The organism is Telluria sp. ZT3P26, assembly GCF_059686035.1.
The window spans coordinates 1,222,378-1,243,956 of record NZ_JCASII010000001.1 but is presented as its reverse complement, the minus strand read 5'-3'; the positions used below and the strand labels follow the sequence as shown (position 1 = coordinate 1,243,956).

Here is a 21,579-nt window from a genome sequence, read left to right as displayed (position 1 = left end):
TGATTTCCAACAACACTTGATGGATATCCAGACGAGTTCCGCCATGCAAGCCCACAACGATACCTTGCAAGAAATAGCCCTTGCCACCATGCGTGCGATCGACCGTGCCCAGGCCGTGATCGAGTTCGATCTCGACGGCGCGATCTTGCACGCCAACGGTAACTTCCTGAGCACCTTCGGCTATGAGCGCGACCAGGTCGTGGGGCATCACCATACGATGTTCTGCGAACCGGACTGGCTGCATTCCGCCGACTACCGGCGGTTCTGGCACAGCCTGGCACAGGGCGAGTCCCACACCGGCGAATTCCGGCGCATCCGCAGCGACGGCGGACGGGTCTGGATCCATGCCACCTACAGCCCCGTCCTGGATGCGGCCGGCAAGCCGGTGAAGGTGATGAAGTTCGCCACCGACATCACGCAGCGCAAGCTGCTGGCTGCCGAATCGCGCGGCAAGCTCGATGCGCTCGGGCGCTCGCAGGCGGTCATCGAGTTCGACATGCGTGGCACTGTCCTGTCGGCGAACGCCAACTTCCTGCGCACGATGGGCTATACCGAAGAAGAAATCGTCGGCCACCATCACAGCATGTTTTGCACGCCGGACATGGCCAGGAGCGCCGACTACCGCCACTTCTGGGCCGACCTGGCCGAAGGCAGGTTCCAGGCCGGGCGCTTCCGGCGCCGTGGCAAGCACGATGCCGACATCTGGATCCAGGCCACCTACAACCCGATCCTCGATGCGGCCGGCAAACCGTACAAGGTGATCAAGTTCGCGATGGACGTCACGGCGCAGGTGCACCGCGAAGAACTGGTGAGCGCAAAGATCGATGCGATCAGCACGGCCCTGACCATCCTGAGCCGATCCATCACCGGGATCGCCGATGGCGCACAGGAGTCGGCCGTGCTGGCCGCGCGCACCCGTGACGGCGCGGCCAATGGCAGCCGCCTGCTGGAGCGTTCCAAGAGCGCGATGCAGGCCATCCAGACGTCCTCCGGCGACGTGCACGAGATCATCGACACCATCACCAGCATCGCTGGCCAGACGCACCTGCTGGCCTTCAATGCCGCGATCGAGGCGGCGCGTGCCGGCGAGCACGGCCAGGGCTTTTCCGTGGTCGCCAACGAAGTGCGCAAACTGGCCGAAAAATCCGCACTGGCAGCGCGCGAAATTTCCAAGCTCATCAACGAAACGGTCGGCCGCGTCGACGAAGGCACCCGCCTGGCCGGCGAGGTGGAGCACGCATTCGAACGCATCGTCGAGTCCGTCGCAGACACGAGCGCCTCGATCGCGGGCATTGGCGGGGCCACGCAACAGCAGGCCGACGCCACCCGCGACGCTTCGCGCCTGCTGGCAGAGCTCGAAGCGGTGGCGCGGGAGCGCTAGGCGATGCGCGAACCCGGCCGCGCTGCGCTGCAACTGGCGCGCATCCGCATCGGCGCCGTTCCGGTCGGCGTACCGATCGGGGCCGTGATTCAGGCCCTGCCGTTGCAGGAAACCCTCGGTCGGCTGCCGCTGCGCACCCATGCGCTGCTCGGCATGGTCGAGCACCAAGGCATGGCCGTGCCGGTGGTCGACCTGGCGCGCTGGCTGGACGTCGGCGCGCCACCGGCCGACAGCGTTGCGCAACTGCTGCTGCTGCGCGATGGCGACCGCAGGGTTGGCCTGCGTGTCGATGCGCTCGACGAGCTGGTCGAGGTCGACGCAGCAGCGCTGCAGCGCCTGCATCACGGCGACGATCCGGACGATGTGTTCCACAGCGCCGTGCCAATCGGGAACGGCATGCTTCTGAGCCTGCTGGAAGTGGCCCGGCTGGCCGATCTGGCGCTGTGCTGGAGCACGGCGCCGACGGCTGCCGCGCCCGCAGCGCTGCCTGTGGCCGACACGCTGCAACGCACCTGCTACGCACTGCTCGACACCGGCCACGGCCTGATCGGCGTGCCGCCGGCCGCGCTGGCCGAAGTGCTTGCCATGCCGGCGCTCACGCATATCGGCAGCAATGCCTGGTGCCACTGGCACGGCAGCCAGCTGGCGCTGATTGCCAGCGCGGCGCTGTTCCACGCGCCTGGCGTCGACTCCGGCGTCGCATCTGCGCCCCTGCTCGCCGTGCTGCAGCTCACCGGCCTGGCGCTGGGCGTGCCGGTGCAGGCCGTGCTGCGGCTCGAGGACTTCTGTCCCGGCGTCCCCAGCACGGCCGGGATTGGCGAGAACGTCATCGACGCCAGCGGCGCCACGGTGCTGCTGGTCGACGTCGCGCGCCTGATGGCGCGGCATCCCGAGGCGGCCCTGGCGCGCGGCGACAGCGGTACGCCCACCACGACCGCCAGCGCCAGCGCCAGCAATGCCGAAGCCTATGTCGTGTTCGATGCGGCCGGCCTGCAGGCGCTGCCGCTTGCCGCAATTGAACAGATCGTGCCGCTAGCCGTGCCACCCGGCCAGACCATGGCCTGGCATGGCGCGGCCATCCCGCTGGTCGACCTGCGCGGCGAGGCACCCGGCACGGATGGCGCAGTGCTGGTGGCGCACAATGCGCAGGGCCTCGCCGGCCACATCGTGCGCCGCGTGCAGTCGCTGATCCCGCCCGGGGCCGGCCGCATGTTCCGGATGGGCGCCAACCGCGCCGAGTTCATCATGACGGACGATGGCGGCCAACAAGCGACGTACCGCATTGCGACACTGGGCATGCCACAAGCGGCGAGCTGAGCCTGGCCGCCTTGGCTTCAGCGTTGCATGCCCCAGCGCCGCACCGTGACATGCTCCAGCGTCTGGAAGGCGAAACGCTCGATCGCCAGGCCAATCAGGATCACCGTGGCCAGGCCCGCGAACACTTTATCGGTGAACAGCTCATTCCGGTTCTGGAAGATGTACCAGCCCAGGCCACCCTGCCCCGACGTGCTGCCAAAGACCAGCTCCGCCGCGATCAGCGTGCGCCAGGCGAAGGCCCAGCCGATCTTCAGGCCCGACAGGATCGATGGCAGCGCTGCCGGCACCAGGATCTGCAGCACCATGCGCAAGCCGCCCAGGCCATAGTTGCGCCCAGCCATGCGCAGCGTGTCGGGCACCGCGCGAAAGCCCGCACTGGCATTGAGCGTCAGCGGCCACACGACCGAATGGACCAGCACCATCAGTAGGCTGCCCTTGCCCAGGCCGAACCACAGCAGCGCCAGCGGCAGCAGCGCAATGGCCGGCAGCGGATTGAACATCGACGTCAGCGTGTCGATCAGCGCGCGACCGAAGCGGTTCGACACGGCCAGCCAGGTCAGCAGGAACGCAATCGCCACGCCCAACAGGAAGCCCTGCACGAGGATGGCCAGTGATACCGTCACATAACCAATCAGCTCGCCCGACGCGACGCCATCGATGAACGCGCGCGCCGTCTGCAGCGCGCCCGGTAGCAGCAGGTCGTTGTCGACCCAGCGTGCCAGCAACTCCCACACGATCACCAGCGCCAGCAGGATCGCGGGTTTGCCCAGCCAGTCCAGGCGGTCGACCCGCCCGGGTTGCGGCGCGGCGCTGGCCACGCGCTGCGGCGCAACGTACTCCGGCCGGACCGGCGGTTCATGCACGGCGCTCATGGTTGCACCTGCGCCGGCTGTGGTTGCGCGGCCGGTGCATCGGCATCCGCGCCGAACAGCAGCGCGTGGATACGCTGCGTGGCGGCCTGGAACTCGTGGCTGCCCGCACTAGCCAGGCTGAACTGATGACTATTGAGCTCGGCCCGCACGCGGCCCGGGTGCGGCGACAGTAGCAGGATGCGGTTACCCACCACCAGCGCCTCTTCAATCGAGTGCGTCACGAACAGCATCGTGAAGCCGATCTCGTCCCACAGTGCCTGCAGCTCTTCCTGCATGCTGCGCCGGGTCAGCGCATCGAGCGCGGCAAACGGCTCATCCATCAGCAGCACCGCCGGCTGCATCGCCAGCGCGCGGGCAATCGCCACCCGCGCTTTCATGCCGCCCGACAGCGTGTGCGGATAGGCATCGGCAAACCGCGCCAGCCCGACCTTGCCGAGCCAGTGGCGGGCGCGCACCTCGGCCTCGGCCCGCGCGACACCACCCGCCAGCATCGGAAACAGGACATTCTGCTTCACCGTCTTCCACGGCGGCAGCTGGTCGAATTCCTGGAACACGACGATGCGGTCCGGGCCCGGGCCTGTGACGGGCTTGCCGCCCAGGTGCAGGCTGCCGGCGCGCGGCGCGATGAAGCCGCCGATGGCTTTGAGCAGCGTCGACTTGCCGCAGCCCGATGGTCCCAGCAGCACGAAGCGGTCGCCCCGGTAGACGTCAAAGCTGACGTCGTCGGTCGCGCGCACAATGCCGCGCTCGCTCGCATATTCCAGCGTGACATGCTCGGAGCGCAGCAACGGTTCTGGCTTCACCAGATTGAAGGGGGCAGTGGCGCGCATATCAGCTTCCGTTGGCAATGGCCGGATGCGCGAAGAAGTAATCGCGCCACGACGCCGGCTTGTTCTTGATGGCGCCGACCTGGTGCAGGAACTGCGCCAGGCCCAGCGTATTTTGCGGCGCCACACTGAACTGCGTCTTCGGATCCTTGATGACCTTGAGCAGCAGTGCCCGGTCGACGTTGCCCTTGTTCACGCGCAGGTAGGCATCGGCCGCGCCTTCCGGATTGGCGGCAATATACTGCGCCGCTTCGGCCAGCGCATCGATGAAGGCGCGGTACGTCTTCGGGTTGTCCTTCACGTACTTCTCGGTGGCATACAGCACCGTGGCCGACGACGGCCCGCCCAGCACCTGGTACGAGTCGAGCACGACGTGCGCAGCAGGATTGCCGGTCAGCTCGAGTTGCTGGAACGGCGGCGCGGCGAAGTGCGCGTTCAGCTCGGTCTTGCCGGCGATGAGGGCGGCGGCTGCATCCGGATGCGGCACCGTCTGCGTGAGGGGATCGATCTTCTTGAACCCGGCAAGGCCCCACTGTTTTGCTGCCGCCATCTGCAGGATGCGCGCCTGCACCGACACCGTCACGGCCGGCAACGCAATCCGGTCCTTCGCGCTGAAGTCGGCAATCGTCTTCACGGCCGGGTTGGTGCTGACGAGGTAATACGGAAAACTGCCCAGCGAGGCGATGCCGCGCACGTTCTGGCGGCCCCTGGTGCGATCCCAGATCGTCATCAACGGACCGACGCCGGCGCCGGCCACGTCGATGGAACCCGACAGCAACGCATCGTTGACGACCGCGCCGCCCGACAGCTTGACCCAGTCGACGTCGACATCGATCCCCTGCTTCTTGCCATGCTTTTCGATGAGCTTCTGGTCTTGCGCCACATTCAGCAGCAGATACACGACACCGAACTGCTCGGCCACGCGGATATTGCCTTCGGCCTGCCCCGTTGACGGCAGCGCCAACGTCAGCGCTGCGGCCAGTGCCAACAATTTTGTAGTGAGATTCATGGATATCCTGGAATGAGGTCAGAAAGGCACGTCGCCTTCGATCGTCGTGCGGTACAGCTTGCGGCGCAGGTGGTCCGGGCAGCCGGCGGCCAGGTGCATCAGCGAGCGGTTGTCCCAGAACACCATGTCGTGCGGCTGCCATTGATGGCGGTAGACATGCTCGGCGCGGGTGCCGTAATCGAACAGCAGGTCGAGCAGTTCGCGGCTGCGCTGTTCGGACACGCCCAGGATGCGGGTGGTGAAATGCTCGCTGACGAACAGCGCGCGCCGGCCCGTCTCGGGATGCGTGCGCACGACCGGATGGCTGACCGGCCGGACTTCGTCGATCTGCGCCTGGGTCAGCTGCGGCCGATACGGGTTGCGCTGGCGCAGTTCGTCATAGCGCGCCAGGTACCAGTGCTCGGCCTGCAATCCTTCGACCTCGCGCTTGAGGTCATCGGGCAAGGCGTCCCACGCCGCGTGCTGGTTGGCAAACAGCGTGTCGCCGCCCTCGGCCGGCAACTCCTGCGCATGGAGCATCGAGCCCAGGCTCGGCGTCTCTTTGTACGACAGGTCGGAATGCCAGAAGTGACCGGCGTCGCCCAGCCCGACCGGCTTGCCGTCCTGCTGGATATTCGAAATCACCAGCACCTCGGGCTGCCCGGGCAACTGGAAATTGCGCAGCACGTGGATCTGCAGCGCGCCGAAGTGGCGGCTGAAGTCCACCTGCTGCGCGGGCGTGATGTGCTGGTCGCGAAACACCAGCACGTGATAATCGAGGTGCGCGCGGTGCAGACGCGCGATATCGGCCGTGCCCAGCGGCAGCGACAGGTCGAGGCCGACGACCTCGGCGCCCAGCGGCGCGCCGGTGAACGGATGAATGGCAAAGGACTGGCGAACAGAATCGAGTGGCATGGCGATGGCGTGGCTGAATGATCGTGTTGTTACGATAGCCACGCCAGGTGGCCCCAACAACGAATCATTTCAGCTATCGTCATGCGGTTTTCGCCCGCCATGCACCAGGCATGGCGGGAGCCCACCCTGAGCGATTCCGATGCAGGCCGGGTGGTTTTTTGCTAGGATGCGACAGTTTTCCCTAAAGCACGACCCACTCGCGCGCCTCCCCCTGAACCTGCATGGCCACAGACAAAGAACTTAACGACTTTCTGCAGAATGTCGAACGGCGCGCGTTCAAGCAGGCGGTCTATGCGGTTCGCAAGGACGAATCGGCGCTGGACATCGTGCAGGACGCGATGATCAAGCTTGCCGAGAAATACGGCGACAAGCCGGCAGCCGAGCTGCCGATGCTGTTCCAGCGCATCCTCCAGACGACGATCCTCGACTACTTCCGCCGCGAAAAGGTGCGCAATACCTGGGTCAGCCTGTTCTCGGGCTTCGGGCGGGGCGAGGGAAACGACGATGATGACTTTGATATACTCGCCTCACTCGAGGCCGAGCAGGGTTCGGCGGCCGCAGAGTCGAGCGCGGACCAGGTCGAGCGCACCCAGACCTTGCGCCTGATCGATGACGAAGTACAAAAACTCCCGACACGTCAACGGGAAGCCTTCCTCATGCGTTACTGGCAAGATATGGACGTCGCCGAGACGGCGGCAGCAATGGGATGTTCCGAGGGCAGCGTCAAAACGCATTGCTCACGCGCCACCCACGCCCTCGCGGCAGCGCTCCAGGCCAAGGGAATCACACTATGAATACCGACGACATCAATCTGGCGTACAAGATACGCCACGCGCTGGATGAACAGCTCGACCACCTGCCGGCTTCCACCGTCGACCGGCTGGCCGCCGCACGCGCTGCCGCCATGGCGCGCAGGAAGCCCGATGCCCGGGCCGGCTTCAGCTGGCACGGGGTTGGCGCATGGTTTGCCGGGCCGGCCGTGTCGCGCCTGGCCATTGCCGTGCCGCTCCTGGCGCTGGTGATTGGCATGGGTGGCTTTTACCAGCACGAGCAACAGCAGCAACTGGCCGCACTGGCCGACATCGACGCCGCCGTGCTGGCTGACGAATTGCCGCTGACCGCCTACCTCGACCCGGGTTTCAACGCCTATCTGGAGTCGCAGCAGCGCCAGCAATGACCAAGAAGAACGTCTCGACATCGCGCTTTCCCGTGCTGAAAACAGTCATCGGCGTCGTTGCCGCTGCTGCGCTGGCCTGGGTGATCGTCGATCGCTTCGAGAAGCCGTCGATCCTGCCTGCGGCGACCGAGACTATCGCCAGCGTGCGGCCGTTGCGCAAGGCCCTCGACAAGCCCCTGTGGCGCGACCTGAGCAACGCACAACGCCTGGCGCTGGCACCGCTCGAGTCCGAATGGGACCGCATGGAAGGCCCGCGCAAACGCCGCTGGATCGAGGTATCGGCCCGCTTCGGCTCGCTGGACCCAGCCGAGCAGCAACGCGTGCACGAGCGCATGCGCCAGTGGATGAAACTCACGCCGAAGCAGCGTGACCTGGCGCGCGAAAACTTCAGCAAGACGAACAAGCTGGCGCAGGGCGACAAAGCCGCCAACTGGGAAAACTACAAGCAGCTGTCGGCCGAGCAAAAGCGCAAGCTGGCCAGCAAGCCGCCCGGCGTCCTCAACAGCGCGCCGGTTGCGTTGCCGGAAGCCCCGCTGCTGGTCGTGCCGATGCCATGTGCATCAAACACCACGCGCCGTGGCGCCGAGTGCGTGCTGATCGGCACGCCCGATGCGGCAGCGCCATCGGCGATTGCCGGGACGCCAGCGCCAGCGCCTGCTGGCGTGACGCCGTCAGTTGTACCCACCCCTGCCCCGGTGGCGCCCGGCAATGGTGGTGCAGTCGTCACGCCCGGCACCCAGTCAGGCACCGCCCAGGCCGCAAATGCAGGCAACTGAGCCGCCTGTGCTGGTGGCCGAGGCGGCGTCGCCGCTGCCTGGCACGCCCTCGATCAGGCGGCGCCTGGCCGTCATGGTCTACGAATTCTTCCTGCTGTTCGCGGTCGAGATGCTGGCCGTCCTGCTGTATCTGTTCGTCACCGGCAACCGCCAGGACGCGCCATTCCAGCACGGGCTGAAGGTGTACCTGTTCGTGATCACGGGCCTGTACTTCACCTGGTGCTGGCGCGACAGCGGCCACACGCTGGCGATGAAGACCTGGCGCATCCGGCTCGTGATGCCGGGCCACGCCCGCCTTCCCTGGCGCGTCGCCATCCTGCGCTACCTGGCCGCATGGGGCTGGTTCGCGCCCGCATTGATCGTCTGCGCCGTCTTCGGGCTGCATGCCAAAGCGGGCATTGCCGGCGCGCTGGCGCTCGGCATTGCCGTCTGGGCTGGGACCGCCTGGTTCGACCGTGACCGCCAGTTCCTGCATGACCGCCTGGCCGGCACGCGCCAGATCAGCCTGCCCAAAACCGTGCGGCGCGGGGGCAAGCAGGCCTGACGCAGGCCGGCCGGCGCTGTCCGGCATGATGCATTTTGCATGACCAGCGTGGTCTTCACGCAGCAGCACGATGATCGTTGCATCAAGGCGGCCTGGCTGTGACATCATGCGGGTCGCAAAGTCATCATCAGCGCGATCACGTTCCAACATCAGAATCAGAATCAACCAGCATGCCGGACACCCGTTTCCAGGCCCTGTTCGAACAGGCGCCAATCAGCATCCAGATCCTCGCGCCATCGGGCCACACCACACGTGTCAACAAGGCATGGGAAAACCTGTGGCAGATCCACGAAGGCACGCCGCTCATGGCATACGTGCTCAGCGACTACAACGTGCTGCACGACCCGCAACTGGCCGACAACGGTATCGCCGCGCTGCTGGCGCGGGCATTGCAGGGGGAGCGGATTGAATTGCCGGCAGCGCTGTACGACGTCAGCGCGCTCGATGGTCATGGCCCCAAGCGCTGGGTCACCGCGCGGGCGCGGCCGATCAAGGACAAGGAAGGCAACACCCTCGAGGTGATGCTCATGCACGAGGACATCACCGAACGCATGGCCACCGACAGTGCGCTGCGGCTGCGCGAGCAGCGCTTTCGCTCGCTCGTGATGGCCACGTCGCAGATCGTCTGGTCGAATACCCCGGATGGCCGCGTGCTGGAAGACTCGCCGTCGTGGCGCGCCTTTACCGGCCAGACCTATGACGAGTGGAAGGAATTCGGCTGGGTCGACGCCTTGCACCCGGAAGACCGCGCACCGGCCCGGGAGTTGTGGCTGGCCTGCGTGGCCGCGCGCTCGGTGTTCGAGACGAAATACCGGCTGCGCAGGGCGGACGGCAACTACCGCTGGACCGCGGTCAAGGGCATCCCGATCCTGGCCGAGGACGGCACGATCCGCGAGTGGATCGGCGCCAACACCGACATCCACGACACGATCTCGACCGAGCTCGAGCTGGCCCAGCGGCTGGAGCGTGAAAAACGCAACAGCGCCCTGCTGGCCAAGGTCGCGCAGGCCAGCCGTACGCTGCACACGGTGCTGGCAGCGGACGACATCGCGCAGGCGCTGGTGACCGCGGTGCGCGACATCCTGCAGACGCACCAGGCGGTCGTCTCGCTGACCGAGGCGGGCGGCTGGACCCAGGCGATCAATGCTGTCTCGCTGTCGGACAAGTACGCCGCCTACCGCGGCTACGATGCCAGGACGGACGGCTCCGGCATCTATGCGCAGGTATGCCGCGACAACCGCGTGATGCGCCTGACCCAGGCGCAGCTCGAGGCGCATCCGGCCTGGCGCGGCTTTGGCGAGCATGCCGGTGCGCACCCGGTGCTGCGCGGCTGGCTCGCGGTGCCGCTGATCGACCGCATGGGCCGCAACATCGGCCTGATCCAGGCATCGGACCGCTTCGAAGGCGACTTCACGGACGAGGACGAAGCCATTCTCGTGCAACTGGCGTCGATCGCCGCCACCGGTTTCGAGAATGCACGCCTGTACGGCTCGCTGCAGGAACAGGATCGCCGCAAGGACGAGTTCCTGGCGATGCTGGCGCACGAACTGCGCAACCCGCTGGCGCCGATCGCGGCGGCAGCAGAAGTGCTGAAGTTCGGCACCGCGAACGAAGAGCGGGTGCGGCGTTCCAGCGAAGTGATCAGTCGCCAGGTGCGTCACATGACGTCGCTGGTCGACGACCTGCTCGACGTGTCGCGCGTGACCCGCGGCCTGATCAAGCTGGACCGCGCCCTGCTCGACCCGATGCAGCTCGTTGCCAACGCCGTCGAGCAGTCACAGCCGTTGATCACGGCGCGCCGCCATGCCTTGAACTTGACGGGCGACGTGGGTGGCGCGCGCATCGCCGGCGACGCGCACCGCCTGGTCCAGGTGCTGGCCAACCTGCTCAACAACGCGGCCAAGTACACGCCCCATGGCGGCTGCATCGATGTCACGGTGGCGCGCCAGGGCGACACGGTCACCATCACTGTGCGCGACAATGGTGTCGGCGTCGACGCGCTGCTGTTGCCGCGCATGTTCGACCTGTTCACCCAGGCCGAACGCTCGCCGGACCGCGCCCAGGGCGGCCTGGGCATCGGGCTGGCGCTGGTACGGACCATCATCGACCTGCATGGCGGCGACGTCATCGCCGCCAGCGACGGCCCCGGGTGCGGCAGCACCTTCACGGTCAGCCTCGGCGTTGCCGATGCAGTCGCCGGGAGCGAACCCGTCCTGCAGCCGGAATAACTTGTCACGCGGAATTCGAAATACGTCGTCGCGGGAATACCCCAATAATTGAACAGTCTGTGAACTCGTCAATTATTGAATAAGGGTACGCCATGCACCAATCCCATCTTCGCGTCGTCATCATGGGCGGCTCCAGCGGCATCGGCGCCGCCACCGCCATCGCCTTTGCCCGCCAGGGCGCCCACCTCGTGCTCGGCGCCCGTGGCAAGGAAGGTCTCGACGACATCGCCCGGCGCTGCCGCCAGGCCGGCGGCCATGCCGACGTGCTGGTTGTCGATGCCACCGATGCCGACGCCGTCGCTGCGTTCGCACAGGATGCGCGCGCGCTCCTGGGCCAGATCGACCTGTGGTTCAGCAATGTAGGCAGTGGCGTGGTTGGCAAGTTCACCGATGTGCCGATCGCCCACCACCGCCAGGTGATCGAGACCAACCTGATCACGCACATGAACGATGCGCACGCCGTGATGCCGATCTTCCTGGAGCAGAACTACGGCATCTGGGTCAACATGATTTCGTCGGGCGGTTTCGTGGCGATGCCGTATGCGTCGGCCTACGGCGCCAGCAAGTTCGGGCTGCGCGGCTTCAGCGAGGCGCTGCGCGCCGAGCTTGGCAAGCAGCGCGACATCCACGTGTGCGACATCTATCCGACCTTCGTCGACACGCCGGGCTTCCATCACGTGGCCAACTACACCGGCGCAAAGCTATCGTATCCGCCGGGCGTGCTGGCCCCCGAGAAGGTGGCCGATGCCGTCGTTGCGCTGGTGCGCAAGCCGCGGCCCGTCACCGTGCTGGGCGCACCCGATGTGACCAAGAAGCTGACGCAACTGGCGCCGGACCTGATCGCGTCCGGCATGAACCGCTTCATGGAAACGTGGGCCAGGCGTGCCGACCCGACGGGCAACACGGTGGGGGCGCTGTACGAGCCGCAGCATGGCGCCAGCGGCGTACACAGCGGTATGGTGAAGCGCCCTTCCCGGCCGCGGCGCGACGTTCAGGCTGGTGCGCCGTCGAATGACCGCACGCTTGCCGTGGGCGCCGTGCTGATCGCCGCCGCGATCGGTGTCAGCCTGCTGGGCAAGCGCACTGACAATTAATACGTCGGATTGATCTGCATGACGGCAGTCGTTCCGCTGACCTCGTTACCAACGATCAGCAACGGCTTGCCGTTGGGCGACTTGTGCGCCGGGATGAAGGTCAGCCCCTCCGGTCCCAGGTCGCCCTTGTCGCCATCACGCGTGTTCAGGTAAGTCACGAACGATGCCGACGCCGGTTTCGTGATGTCGTAGACCATCACGCCGCCGATGCGCTCCAGGCCGACAAACGCATACTGCTTGTCGCCGAACTTGCCGACCACGACGCCTTCCGGCTCCGGGCCTTTGGAGGCGCTGCGGTCTTCCAGATTGTTGTTGTCGTTGCTGGCATTGAAGCGCGCATTCGGCAGCGTGCTGGTGCGGCGCTCGAATTCGTCGCCCGAATCGTAGACGCGCTTGATGTCGGTGTCCCAGATCGAGAACGAACGGCCACCAAACGTGTACAGCTCGGTGCATTGGCCGGCAGCGTTCTTGCCGGTCATGCCACCGCCATTCGGCGTGGTCGTTACACGCAGCCGGCCCAGGTTCGAGTCGAACGTCGCGCTGCCGGCGTTCGGGAACACGCTCGGGTCCAGGCCTGCCGTGCAATGCGCGCGGATACGCGTCTCTTCATTGAAGCCCGGCCAGTCAGCGCGGGCATCGCCCTCGTTTGCGGTCACCAGATAGTGCTTGCCATCGACCGTGAAGCCGGCAATCGCGTCCGGCAGGTACATGCCCTTGACCGGCTGCGGGCCGATCTTCGTGGCCGGCGTGCCGCTGTTGGTATTGGTGCCGCCATCTTCATCCGATGCGTCCATACCGAAGCCAGCAATGTTGTGGTCCTTGAAGCCGAGCGGCTTGATCGATGTGACCTTCGCACTCGCGACGTCAACGATGGCAATGGCATTGTTTTCCTGCAGCGTGACCCAGGCCGTCTTGCCGTCTTCGCTGACAGTGATGTATTCAGGCTCGAAGTCCTGCGCCGCCGTGGCGTTGGGCCCGAAGATGCGGATGCCCTGCGCACGCAGCGCCGTTTCCTGGCCATTGAAGCTGCGGAAGTCGGCGGTGGCGACAGTTGGTGCGCCACCGCGATTCACGGTGATGATGCTGACCGCGCCTTCCGGATCGCTGGTGCCGGGCACGCCGTAGCCGCTTGGCTCGCCTTCGTTCGCAACAAGCACTTTGGTGCCGTCCGGCGTGAACACCAGCATGTCGGGCAGCGCGCCGACCTTCACGCTGTTAATCAATTTGAGGTCGGCCGCATTGTAGAACGCCACGGTGCCCGGATCGGTCTTGACCGCTGACTCGATCGCCAGCGCGACCAGGCCGTCATGCACGGCGACGCTGTTGACGGCCTTGCCGATGCCGGCAACGCTGATCGTGCCCAGCAGCTTGGGCGCATTCGGCGCGCTCAGGTCCAGCACGTCGACGGTGCCATTGGCGCCGTTGACGACGAACAGGCGCTTGCTGGCCGCATCGTAGGCGGTGATCTCGGCCGCGCCGACGGCGCCGCCGTTGTAGCTGCCGATTTTTTCCAGCGTCAGCGTGGTGGGCGTCGGTTCGTCGTCATGGTCGCCGCCGCAGGCAGCGAGCGTGCAGGCCAGCGCAATCATGGTAATCATCGGGAGGTAGCGGAAAGTAGCAGGGGCGCGGCGTAGCATGATGGTCGGTTTTCCAGGGATGAAAAACCGCCAGCATAGGATGCGGCGATGACAGCAGCATGACATGTCATCAACACGCCCCCTGTATCAGAACTGGTCGGTGTCGCGCAGGAAGCGCCAGCCGCCGGCCGGCATCGGGCCCATCGAGATGCGGCCAATGCGCAGGCGGCGCAGCGCCGTCACGCGCAGACCCACGTCGCCGCACAGGCGCTCGATCTGGCCGCGCTGGATATTCTTGCCGGCGATGCGCAGGCGCTGCTCGCTTTGCCAGCTGGCCTTGAACATGCGCCCAAGCTTGGCCATGCCATTGTCGGCGATCTGGCCGTCGACCTCGACGACGTACTCGGACTCGTTGCGCGATGCATCGTGGACCAGCTTGCGGATCACGCGGAAATCCTGGCTGAACACGATCAGGCCCGAAGCCATGGTTTCCAGCGGCGTGGCGGCCGTGGTCTTGAACAGGTGCCGGCGCAGGAACGGCTTGCCGCGCCCGTGTTCCAGTACCTGGGTGTCCGCATTGATCGTCGCGAGCGCCGCATCGACCTCGATACCGGCCGGCTTGTGCATCAGGATCGTCACCGGGTCCGGTTCGACGGGCGTCGCGCCGGGCAGCAGTTCGACCTTTTGTTCCGGCGTGACGCGGGTGGCAGGATCTTCGGCCACGGCGCCGTCGACGCTGACCCAGCCGCCGGCGATATAACGCTCGGCATCGGCGCGCGAGCACCCTGCCACGTCGGCCACGCGCTTGGCCAGGCGGATTGCTTCTTCAGTTGTCATGCACGCCAATCAGTAAAAAATGTGGTGAAGACGTCGACCGTGCGCTGGACATCGCGCGCGGAGACATCGAGGTGCGTCACGAGACGCATTCTGGGACCGACCGTGGCGCGGATCTGCGCCCGTTCGAGCGCCGCGCGCAGCGGTGCGCAGGCGGCAGCCGGCACGTCGATCCAGAAGATATTCGTTTGCGGGGTGCTGACAGTGAGCGCCGGGATCAGGGCCAGGCCGCGCGCCAGTTCGGCGGCGTTGTCATGATCCTGCGCCAGCAGCGCGACATTGTGTTCGAGCGCGTAATGCGCAGCAGCAGCGATCACACCAGCCTGGCGCATGCCACCGCCCAGCATCTTGCGCCAGCGCTTGCCCTGTTCGATGAAGGCCTTCGGGCCAAGCAGTACGGAGCCGACCGGTGCGCCCAGGCCCTTCGACAGGCAGACCGAGACGGTGTCGAAGCCCTTGACGGCGTCCGCCAGGCTGATGCCCTGCTTGACCGCGGCATTGCAGATGCGCGCGCCGTCCAGGTGCGTGGCAAGGCCCTTGTCGTGGGCCAGCGTCGTGGCTGCAGCCACATACTCCTGGCTCAGCACACGGCCGCCGATCGTGTTTTCCAGCGCCAGCAGGCGCGTGCGCGCGAAGTGCATGTCGTCGGGCTTGATGTAGGCCTCGATGTCGGCGAGCAGGATCGAGCCGTCCGGCTGGTTCGCGATCGGCTGCGGCTGGATACTGCCCAGCACTGCGGCGCCGCCGCCTTCGTACTTGTAGGTGTGCGCTTCCTGGCCCACCAGGTATTCGTCGCCGCGGCCGCAGTGCGTCATCAGGGCGATCAGGTTGGTCTGCGTGCCGCTCGGGGCGAACATGCCGGCCTCGAAGCCGAACAGCTCCGCCGCGTAATCCTGCAGGCGGTTGACGGTGGGGTCGTCGCCATACACATCGTCGCCAACCGGCGCAGCCACCATCGTGGCGCGCATCGCGGCGCTGGGCTGCGTGACGGTATCGCTGCGCAGGTCGATCCAGCCTTGCGTGTTCTCGCTCATGCTTGTGTCACTCCGTGGTGGCGGCTTGCGGGGAATAGAAACGTTGCGTCATTTCGCTCAGGCCCAGTTCACCCAGCACCTCGTGCAGGCGTTCGGTCGGGCGGCGGCGCGGCAGGTTCTTGTAGGTGGCGATGATCAGTTCGTTCTTCATCGAGTGCTCCCAGCCCACCAGCTCGGTCACGGTGACCTGGTAGCCATGCGCCTCGAGCTGCAGGCAGCGCAGCACATTGGTGATCTGGCTGCCGAATTCGCGCGTGTGGATCGGGTGGCGCCAGATTTCGGTCAGTGCGCTGCGCTTCACGTCCTTGCCCTTGTTCTTGCGCAGGACAGTAGCGACTTCGGCCTGACAGCACGGCACCAGCACCATGTGCTTCGCGTTCTTCTTCAGTGCGAAATCGATGGCGTCGTCGGTGGCGGTGTTACACGCGTGCAGCGCGGTGACCATGTCGATCGATTCCGGCAGCGCGCTCGACGTGGTCGACTCGGCCACCGACAGCGGCAGGAACGACATGCCCTTGAAACCCAGGCGCGCGGCCAGCTCGGTCGATTTGGCAACCAGTTCTTCGCGCGTCTCGATGCCGTAGATGTGCGAACCTTCGCCTTGGGCTTTGACGAACAGGTCGTACAGGATGAAGCCGAGGTAGGATTTGCCGGCGCCATGGTCGACCAGCGACACGCTGCCCTTCTCCGCCTGCACATCGCGCAGCAGCGGCTCGATGAAGTTGTACAGGTGGTAGACCTGCTTGAGCTTGCGGCGGCTGTCCTGGTTCAACTTGCCGTCGCGGGTCAGGATGTGCAGCTCTTTGAGCAGCTCGATCGACTGGCCCGGGCGCACCTCTGGCGGCAGCTCGGGCACGGCGGGGGCTTTCTTGACGTTCTCGACACGCTTCATGAAGATCAGTGGTTCTTTTCGGCGGCGTGGTTGATCGTGTACTTCGGAATCTCGACGACCAGGTCTTCGTCGGCGATGATCGCCTGGCACGACAGGCGCGAATTGGGCTCCAGGCCCCAGGCCTTGTCGAGCATGTCTTCTTCCTGCTCTTGCTGTTCGTTGAGCGAATTGAAACCTTCGCGCACGATCACGTGGCAGGTCGTGCAGGCGCAGACGCGGTCGCAGGCGTGTTCGATGTCGATGTCGTTCTCGAGCAGGACGTCGCAGACCGATTTGCCGCTTGGCGCGTCAAGCACGGCGCCTTCCGGGCACAGCACTGGGTGGGGGAGGATGACGATTTGTGGCACTTGGGTTACCTCGGTTGATTGTTGTAATGGTGCGCTTTCACGACGTCGTTCCCGCGAAGGCGGGAACCCAAGCCAGTTGGCAGCGCGCCTGCGTTTGATAATCAAGGCAACGCTGGCAAACTTGGGTTCCCGCCTGCGCGGGAACGACGGTTCGGGTTGCGTCTTAAATCTCGTCCAGCGACTTGCCCGACAATGCCTTGCGCACGCTCTTGTCCATGCGGCGCGCTGCGAATTCTTCGGTGCCGTGCGCCAGCGCCTGGACCGCATCGTGCACCGCGTTCTGGCGCACGCCAGCCTCGAGCGCCGTATCGTTCGACATCGCCACCGCATCGCGCACCAGTTGCAATTGCGCGGCAATGGTGGCCTGCTCGTCGGGCGACAGCAGATCGGTGTCGCTGTCCAGCGCCGACTGCGTCGCCAGCAGGATGCGCTCGGCCTCGACCTGCTCTTCGCGCAGTGCGCGCATCTGCATGTCGCTCGAGGCCGACGTGTACGAATCCTGCAGCATGCGCGCCACCTGGTCGTCCGCCAGGCCGTACGACGGCTTGACCGTGATCGACGCTTCGACGCCCGAACGCATTTCGCGCGCGGCCACGGCCAGCAAGCCATCGGCGTCGACCTGGTAGGTCACGCGGATGCGCGCTGCACCGGCCGCCATCGGCGGGATGCCGCGCAGCTCGAAGCGCGCCAGCGAGCGGCAGTCCGAGACCAGCTCGCGTTCGCCCTGCACCACGTGTACCGCCAGCGCCGTCTGGCCATCCTTGAAGGTCGTGAATTCCTGCGCGCGCGCGACCGGAATCGTCGAATTGCGCGGAATGATCTTCTCGACCAGGCCGCCCATCGTCTCGATGCCGAGGGACAGCGGCGTCACGTCCAGTAGCAGCCAGTCTTCGCCATCGGCGCGGTTGCCGGCCAGCAGATTGGCCTGGATCGCCGCGCCCAGCGCCACGACGCGGTCCGGGTCGATATTGGCGTGCGGGATGGTCTGGAAGAATTCCGATACCGCCCGGCGCACATGCGGCATGCGCGTTGCGCCGCCGACCATGACAACGCCGTCGACGTCCTCGACGCTCGCGTCGGCATCGCGCATCGCCTTGCGGATCGCATTCATCGTCTTGCCGACCAGGTGCTTCGTGATCTCGACGAACTCGCTGGCCGTGATCGTGACCTGCACCAGCTCGCCGGATTTGAGGATCGCCTCGATCGTCGTTTCTTCGTTCGTCGACAGCAGTTCCTTGGCCTGACGGGCCTTGACCATCAGCGTCGCGGTGTCCTGGTCCGATAATGGCGCCAGGCGCGCTTTTTCCGTGATCCAGCAGAACAGGCGATGATCGAAATCGTCGCCGCCCAGCGCCGAATCGCCGCCGGTAGCCAGCACTTCGAACACGCCTTTCGACAGCTTGAGGATCGAGATGTCGAACGTGCCGCCACCCAGGTCGTAGACGGCGTAGATGCCTTCCTTGCCCTGGTCGAGGCCATACGCGATGGCGGCGGCAGTCGGCTCGGACAGCAGGCGCAGCACGTTCAGGCCGGCCAGCTGGGCCGCATCCTTGGTCGCCTGGCGCTGCGCATCGTCGAAGTATGCCGGCACCGTGATCACGGCGCCGACCAGGTCGTCGCCCAGCGAATCTTCGGCGCGCTGGCGCAGCGTGGCCAGGATCTGGGCCGAGATCTCGACGGGGCTTTTCACGCCCGCGACGGTATTCAGCTGGACCATGCCCTCGCCATCGACGAAGTCGTACGGCAGGTTTTCCGCATGCGCGATGTCTTTAAGGCCACGGCCCATGAAGCGCTTGACCGAGACGATCGTGTTCTTCGGATCGGTGGTCTGGTGCGTGCGCGCCTTGTGGCCTATGTGGGCGTGGCCGTTTTCCAGGTAGCGCACGATCGACGGCAGCAGCGAGCGGCCCTCCTCGTCGCTGAGCACTTCGGGGCTGCCGCTGCGAACGGTGGCAACGAGCGAATTGGTGGTGCCCAGGTCGATGCCCACGGCCAGGCGGTGCTGGTGCGGGGCGGTGGACATGCCGGGTTCGGCGATTTGGAGGAGTGCCATAGTCGTGATACCAGTGTTATTTTTGCGTGCCGGGACGGTGCGGACGCTATTTTACGCGTACGGCCGGAATAGCGTGGCGTGGACGACGTTGCCGCCCACGATGAAGAGCAGGAAGGTTACGCCTCGATCGCTTCGAAGGCGTACTGCACTTCGTCGCCGAACTTGTCGAGGAACATCAGCGAACGCACGCCCTGTGCGGCAGCGGCGTAGTCGCCCGCATCGAGCTGCTGGCCAACGGTGACCAGCATCTGCTTGCGTTCGGCGCGCACCTGCGCATCGAGCGCATCGAGTGCAGCGGCATCCTTGCCGGCGCGCGCGTCACCGAGTTCTTCGCGCCACTCCATCTGCTGCATCAAAAACGCAGCAGGCATCGCAGTATTCGATTCGGTCTGCAGGTCGATGCCGTTCAGCTCGCACAGATACTGCGCGCGCTTCTGCGGATTGCGCAGGGTCTGATAGGCGTCGTTGGCGCGCGTCGCCCATTGCATGGCGACGCGTTTTTCGCCATCGCTGCTGCCGACGAACCGGTCAGGATGGACGCGGCCCTGGATTTCGCGGTAGGCGGCGTCCAGGGCGTGCTGGTCGACCTCGAAACGGGCCGGCAGTTGAAACAGTTCGAAGTGATTCTGCATGCGCGATCAGATGCGGAAGCTCTCGCCGCAGCCGCAATTGTCCTTGACGTTCGGATTATTGAAGCGGAAACCCTCGTTGAGGCCTTCGCGGGCGAAATCGAGCTCGGTGCCATCGATGTACGGCAGGCTTTTCGGGTCAACGAACACCTGCACGCCATGCGATTCGAAGACGCTGTCTTCGTTGGCGCTTTCATCGACGTACTCGAGCTTGTAGGCCAGGCCGGAGCAGCCGGTGGTGCGCACACCGAAACGCAAGCCAATGCCCTTGCCCCGGCGTTCGAGGTAACGGTTGACGTGCTTTGCAGCTTTTTCGGTCAGGGTGATTGCCATGTTGTGCTTCTCCAGCTGTGTTCTATTACCAGGGATTACGCTGCTGCCAGGGATTACGCTGCTGCCTTATCGGCGTGCTTTGCCTTGTAGTCGGCCACGGCAGCCTTGATCGCGTCTTCTGCCAGGATCGAGCAGTGGATCTTGACCGGCGGCAGTGCCAGCTCTTCGGCGATCTGCGTGTTCTTGATCGCCAGTGCTTCGTCCAGGCTCTTGCCCTTGACCCACTCGGTGATCAGCGAGCTCGATGCGATGGCCGAACCGCAGCCATACGTCTTGAACTTTGCGTCTTCGATCAGGCCCTGGTCGTTGACCTTGATCTGCAGCTTCATGACGTCGCCGCAGGCCGGCGCGCCGACCATGCCGGTGCCGATGTCATCGTCGCCCTTGTCGAACGCGCCGACGTTGCGTGGGTTTTCGTAGTGGTCCAGTACTTTGTCCGAATATGCCATGGTGATGCTCCAGTATGTGTAGTAACGCGTGCTCGTTATGAGCAGATCAGTGTGCTGCCCATTGGATCGAGCTGATGTCGATCCCGTCCTTGAACATGTCCCACAGCGGCGACAGTTCACGCAGCTTGCCAACTTTGCTCTTGAGCAGGTTGACGGCGAAATCAATTTCTTCTTCAGTCGTGAAACGGCCAATCGAGAAGCGGATCGAGCTGTGTGCCAGCTCGTCGCTGCGACCCAGGGCGCGCAACACGTACGATGGTTCCAGGCTGGCCGAGGTGCAGGCCGAACCGGACGACACGGCCAGGTCCTTGATCGCCATGATCAGGGACTCGCCTTCGACATAATTGAACGAGACGTTCAGGTTATGCGGCACGCGGTGGTCCATGTCACCGTTGATATAGACTTCTTCGATCTCCATGAGGCCACGGGCCAGGCGATCGCGCAGGGCGCGCACGCGTTCCAGCTCGCTGTCCATCTCGACCTTGGCCAGGCGGAATGCTTCGCCCATGCCGACGATCTGGTGCGTCGGCAGCGTGCCCGAACGCATACCGCGCTCGTGGCCACCACCGTGCATCTGCGCTTCGAGGCGCACGCGCGGCTTGCGACGCACGTACAGCGCGCCGATGCCTTTCGGGCCATAGGCCTTGTGCGCGGTGAAGGTCATCAGGTCGACCTTCAGGACGTCGAGGTTGATCTCGACCTTGCCGACGGCCTGGGCCGCGTCGCAGTGGAAGATGATGCCCTTCGAGCGCAGCAGTTCGCCGATTTCGGCGATCGGCTGCACGACGCCGATTTCGTTATTCACGAACATGACCGACACCAGGATCGTGTCAGGGCGGATTGCCGCTGCCAGCTGCTCGACGGTGATCAGGCCGTTGGCTTGCGGCTCGAGGTAGGTCGCTTCGAAGCCGACGCGCTCGAGTTCACGCACGGTATCCAGCACAGCCTTGTGCTCGGTCTTGACCGTGATGATGTGCTTGCCCTTGGTCTTGTAGAACTGGGCCGCGCCCTTGATCGCCAGGTTGTTGCTTTCGGTCGCGCCGGAGGTCCAGACGATTTCACGCGGATCGGCACCGATCATCGCGGCGACGTGGCCGCGCGCTTCTTCGACGGCCGCTTCGGCGTTCCAGCCGTAGGCATGGCTGCGCGACGCAGGATTACCGAACTGCTCGCGCAGGAACGGGATCATCTTGTCGGCGACGCGTGGATCGACCGGCGTCGTGGCCGAGTAATCCATGTAGATCGGGAAATGTGGAGCTGGCGCGAAGCTCTGCTCGGTGGTCTTGTCCATTGGCGCGTTCATCTGATTTAC

At 65.3% G+C, this 21,579-nt stretch carries 22 protein-coding genes; 8 read left to right on the top strand and 14 right to left on the bottom strand.

Going from position 1 to position 21,579, the window contains the following annotated elements; all coding sequences use genetic code 11:
* Positions 1 to 43 precede the first annotated feature (43 nt).
* A complete protein-coding gene (locus AC56LN_RS05470; RefSeq protein WP_499570310.1) occupies positions 44 to 1,381 on the top strand; it encodes a methyl-accepting chemotaxis protein in 1,338 nt (445 codons plus the stop codon).
* A 3-nt stretch (positions 1,382 to 1,384) separates the two neighbouring features.
* Positions 1,385 to 2,698: a chemotaxis protein CheW gene (locus tag AC56LN_RS05465; RefSeq protein WP_499570308.1), complete on the top strand. Its 1,314-nt coding sequence runs from the start codon at positions 1,385 to 1,387 to the stop codon at positions 2,696 to 2,698.
* Positions 2,699 to 2,715: 17 nt separating this feature from the next.
* Here the strand turns inward: AC56LN_RS05465 and AC56LN_RS05460 are convergent, their stop codons facing one another.
* Genes AC56LN_RS05460 through AC56LN_RS05445 form a run of 4 tightly spaced genes read right to left on the bottom strand, consistent with a single transcriptional unit; the run spans position 2,716 to position 6,300 of the window.
* Positions 2,716 to 3,570, bottom strand: a complete 855-nt coding sequence (locus tag AC56LN_RS05460; protein WP_499570307.1) for an ABC transporter permease — start codon at positions 3,568 to 3,570, stop codon at positions 2,716 to 2,718.
* Complete coding sequence (locus AC56LN_RS05455; protein ID WP_499570306.1) at positions 3,567 to 4,400, bottom strand: ABC transporter ATP-binding protein; 834 nt, start codon at positions 4,398 to 4,400, stop codon at positions 3,567 to 3,569. The genes AC56LN_RS05460 and AC56LN_RS05455 overlap by 4 nt, the downstream gene beginning before the upstream one ends.
* 1 nt (position 4,401) lies before the next feature.
* Entirely contained in the window at positions 4,402 to 5,406 is a 1,005-nt protein-coding gene (locus AC56LN_RS05450) for an ABC transporter substrate-binding protein (protein WP_499570305.1), read from the bottom strand.
* Between the two features lie 18 nt (positions 5,407 to 5,424).
* Positions 5,425 to 6,300, bottom strand: a complete 876-nt coding sequence (locus AC56LN_RS05445) for a TauD/TfdA dioxygenase family protein (RefSeq protein ID WP_499570304.1) — start codon at positions 6,298 to 6,300, stop codon at positions 5,425 to 5,427.
* A gap of 221 nt (positions 6,301 to 6,521) precedes the next feature.
* Here AC56LN_RS05445 and AC56LN_RS05440 point away from each other — a divergent pair, with 221 nt between their 5' ends.
* From AC56LN_RS05440 to AC56LN_RS05415, 6 genes are all read left to right on the top strand, one after another.
* Complete coding sequence (locus AC56LN_RS05440) at positions 6,522 to 7,094, top strand: RNA polymerase sigma factor (RefSeq protein WP_482899513.1); 573 nt, start codon at positions 6,522 to 6,524, stop codon at positions 7,092 to 7,094.
* The gene (locus AC56LN_RS05435; protein WP_499570303.1) at positions 7,091 to 7,477 is read left to right on the top strand and encodes a DUF3619 family protein; all 387 of its coding nucleotides are present in this window, start codon (positions 7,091 to 7,093) and stop codon (positions 7,475 to 7,477) included. Before AC56LN_RS05440 ends, AC56LN_RS05435 begins: the two co-directional genes overlap by 4 nt.
* Complete coding sequence (locus tag AC56LN_RS05430) at positions 7,474 to 8,253, top strand: DUF3106 domain-containing protein (protein ID WP_499570302.1); 780 nt, start codon at positions 7,474 to 7,476, stop codon at positions 8,251 to 8,253. Before AC56LN_RS05435 ends, AC56LN_RS05430 begins: the two co-directional genes overlap by 4 nt.
* A complete protein-coding gene (locus tag AC56LN_RS05425; RefSeq protein WP_499570301.1) occupies positions 8,240 to 8,797 on the top strand; it encodes an RDD family protein in 558 nt (185 codons plus the stop codon). Before AC56LN_RS05430 ends, AC56LN_RS05425 begins: the two co-directional genes overlap by 14 nt.
* A 170-nt stretch (positions 8,798 to 8,967) precedes the next feature.
* Positions 8,968 to 11,025, top strand: a complete 2,058-nt coding sequence (locus AC56LN_RS05420) for a PAS domain-containing sensor histidine kinase (RefSeq protein WP_499570300.1) — start codon at positions 8,968 to 8,970, stop codon at positions 11,023 to 11,025.
* Positions 11,026 to 11,117: 92 nt separating this feature from the next.
* Positions 11,118 to 12,119, top strand: coding sequence for an SDR family oxidoreductase (locus tag AC56LN_RS05415; RefSeq protein WP_499570299.1), 1,002 nt, complete (start codon positions 11,118 to 11,120; stop codon positions 12,117 to 12,119).
* Here AC56LN_RS05415 and AC56LN_RS05410 read toward each other — a convergent pair.
* From AC56LN_RS05410 to AC56LN_RS05365, 10 genes are all read right to left on the bottom strand, one after another.
* Positions 12,116 to 13,717 carry a choice-of-anchor I family protein gene (locus AC56LN_RS05410; protein WP_499570298.1) on the bottom strand — a complete coding sequence of 534 codons (1,602 nt, stop codon included), beginning with the start codon at positions 13,715 to 13,717 and terminating at the stop codon, positions 12,116 to 12,118. The genes AC56LN_RS05415 and AC56LN_RS05410 overlap by 4 nt on opposite strands.
* Positions 13,718 to 13,843: 126 nt before the next feature.
* On the bottom strand, positions 13,844 to 14,533 hold the full coding sequence (locus AC56LN_RS05405) for an RNA pseudouridine synthase (RefSeq protein WP_499570297.1): 690 nt from the start codon (positions 14,531 to 14,533) through the stop codon (positions 13,844 to 13,846).
* Entirely contained in the window at positions 14,530 to 15,564 is a 1,035-nt protein-coding gene (ltaE, locus tag AC56LN_RS05400) for a low-specificity L-threonine aldolase (protein ID WP_499570296.1), read from the bottom strand. Before ltaE ends, AC56LN_RS05405 begins: the two co-directional genes overlap by 4 nt.
* A 7-nt stretch (positions 15,565 to 15,571) precedes the next feature.
* The gene (locus tag AC56LN_RS05395) at positions 15,572 to 16,456 is read right to left on the bottom strand and encodes a class I SAM-dependent methyltransferase (RefSeq protein WP_499570295.1); all 885 of its coding nucleotides are present in this window, start codon (positions 16,454 to 16,456) and stop codon (positions 15,572 to 15,574) included.
* A gap of 5 nt (positions 16,457 to 16,461) precedes the next feature.
* Positions 16,462 to 16,803 (bottom strand): ISC system 2Fe-2S type ferredoxin, encoded by a 342-nt coding sequence (fdx, locus tag AC56LN_RS05390; protein WP_482899523.1) that lies wholly within the window; start codon positions 16,801 to 16,803, stop codon positions 16,462 to 16,464.
* Positions 16,804 to 16,966: 163 nt separating this feature from the next.
* Entirely contained in the window at positions 16,967 to 18,856 is a 1,890-nt protein-coding gene (gene hscA / locus AC56LN_RS05385; protein WP_499570293.1) for a Fe-S protein assembly chaperone HscA, read from the bottom strand.
* Positions 18,857 to 18,972: 116 nt separating this feature from the next.
* Positions 18,973 to 19,488 carry a Fe-S protein assembly co-chaperone HscB gene (gene hscB / locus AC56LN_RS05380; protein ID WP_482899525.1) on the bottom strand — a complete coding sequence of 172 codons (516 nt, stop codon included), beginning with the start codon at positions 19,486 to 19,488 and terminating at the stop codon, positions 18,973 to 18,975.
* Between the two features lie 6 nt (positions 19,489 to 19,494).
* Entirely contained in the window at positions 19,495 to 19,818 is a 324-nt protein-coding gene (iscA, locus tag AC56LN_RS05375; RefSeq protein WP_183555379.1) for an iron-sulfur cluster assembly protein IscA, read from the bottom strand.
* Between the two features lie 53 nt (positions 19,819 to 19,871).
* A complete protein-coding gene (gene iscU, locus AC56LN_RS05370) occupies positions 19,872 to 20,267 on the bottom strand; it encodes a Fe-S cluster assembly scaffold IscU (RefSeq protein ID WP_332530981.1) in 396 nt (131 codons plus the stop codon).
* Between the two features lie 46 nt (positions 20,268 to 20,313).
* Positions 20,314 to 21,570 carry an IscS subfamily cysteine desulfurase gene (locus AC56LN_RS05365; RefSeq protein ID WP_499570292.1) on the bottom strand — a complete coding sequence of 419 codons (1,257 nt, stop codon included), beginning with the start codon at positions 21,568 to 21,570 and terminating at the stop codon, positions 20,314 to 20,316.
* Positions 21,571 to 21,579 lie beyond the last annotated feature (9 nt).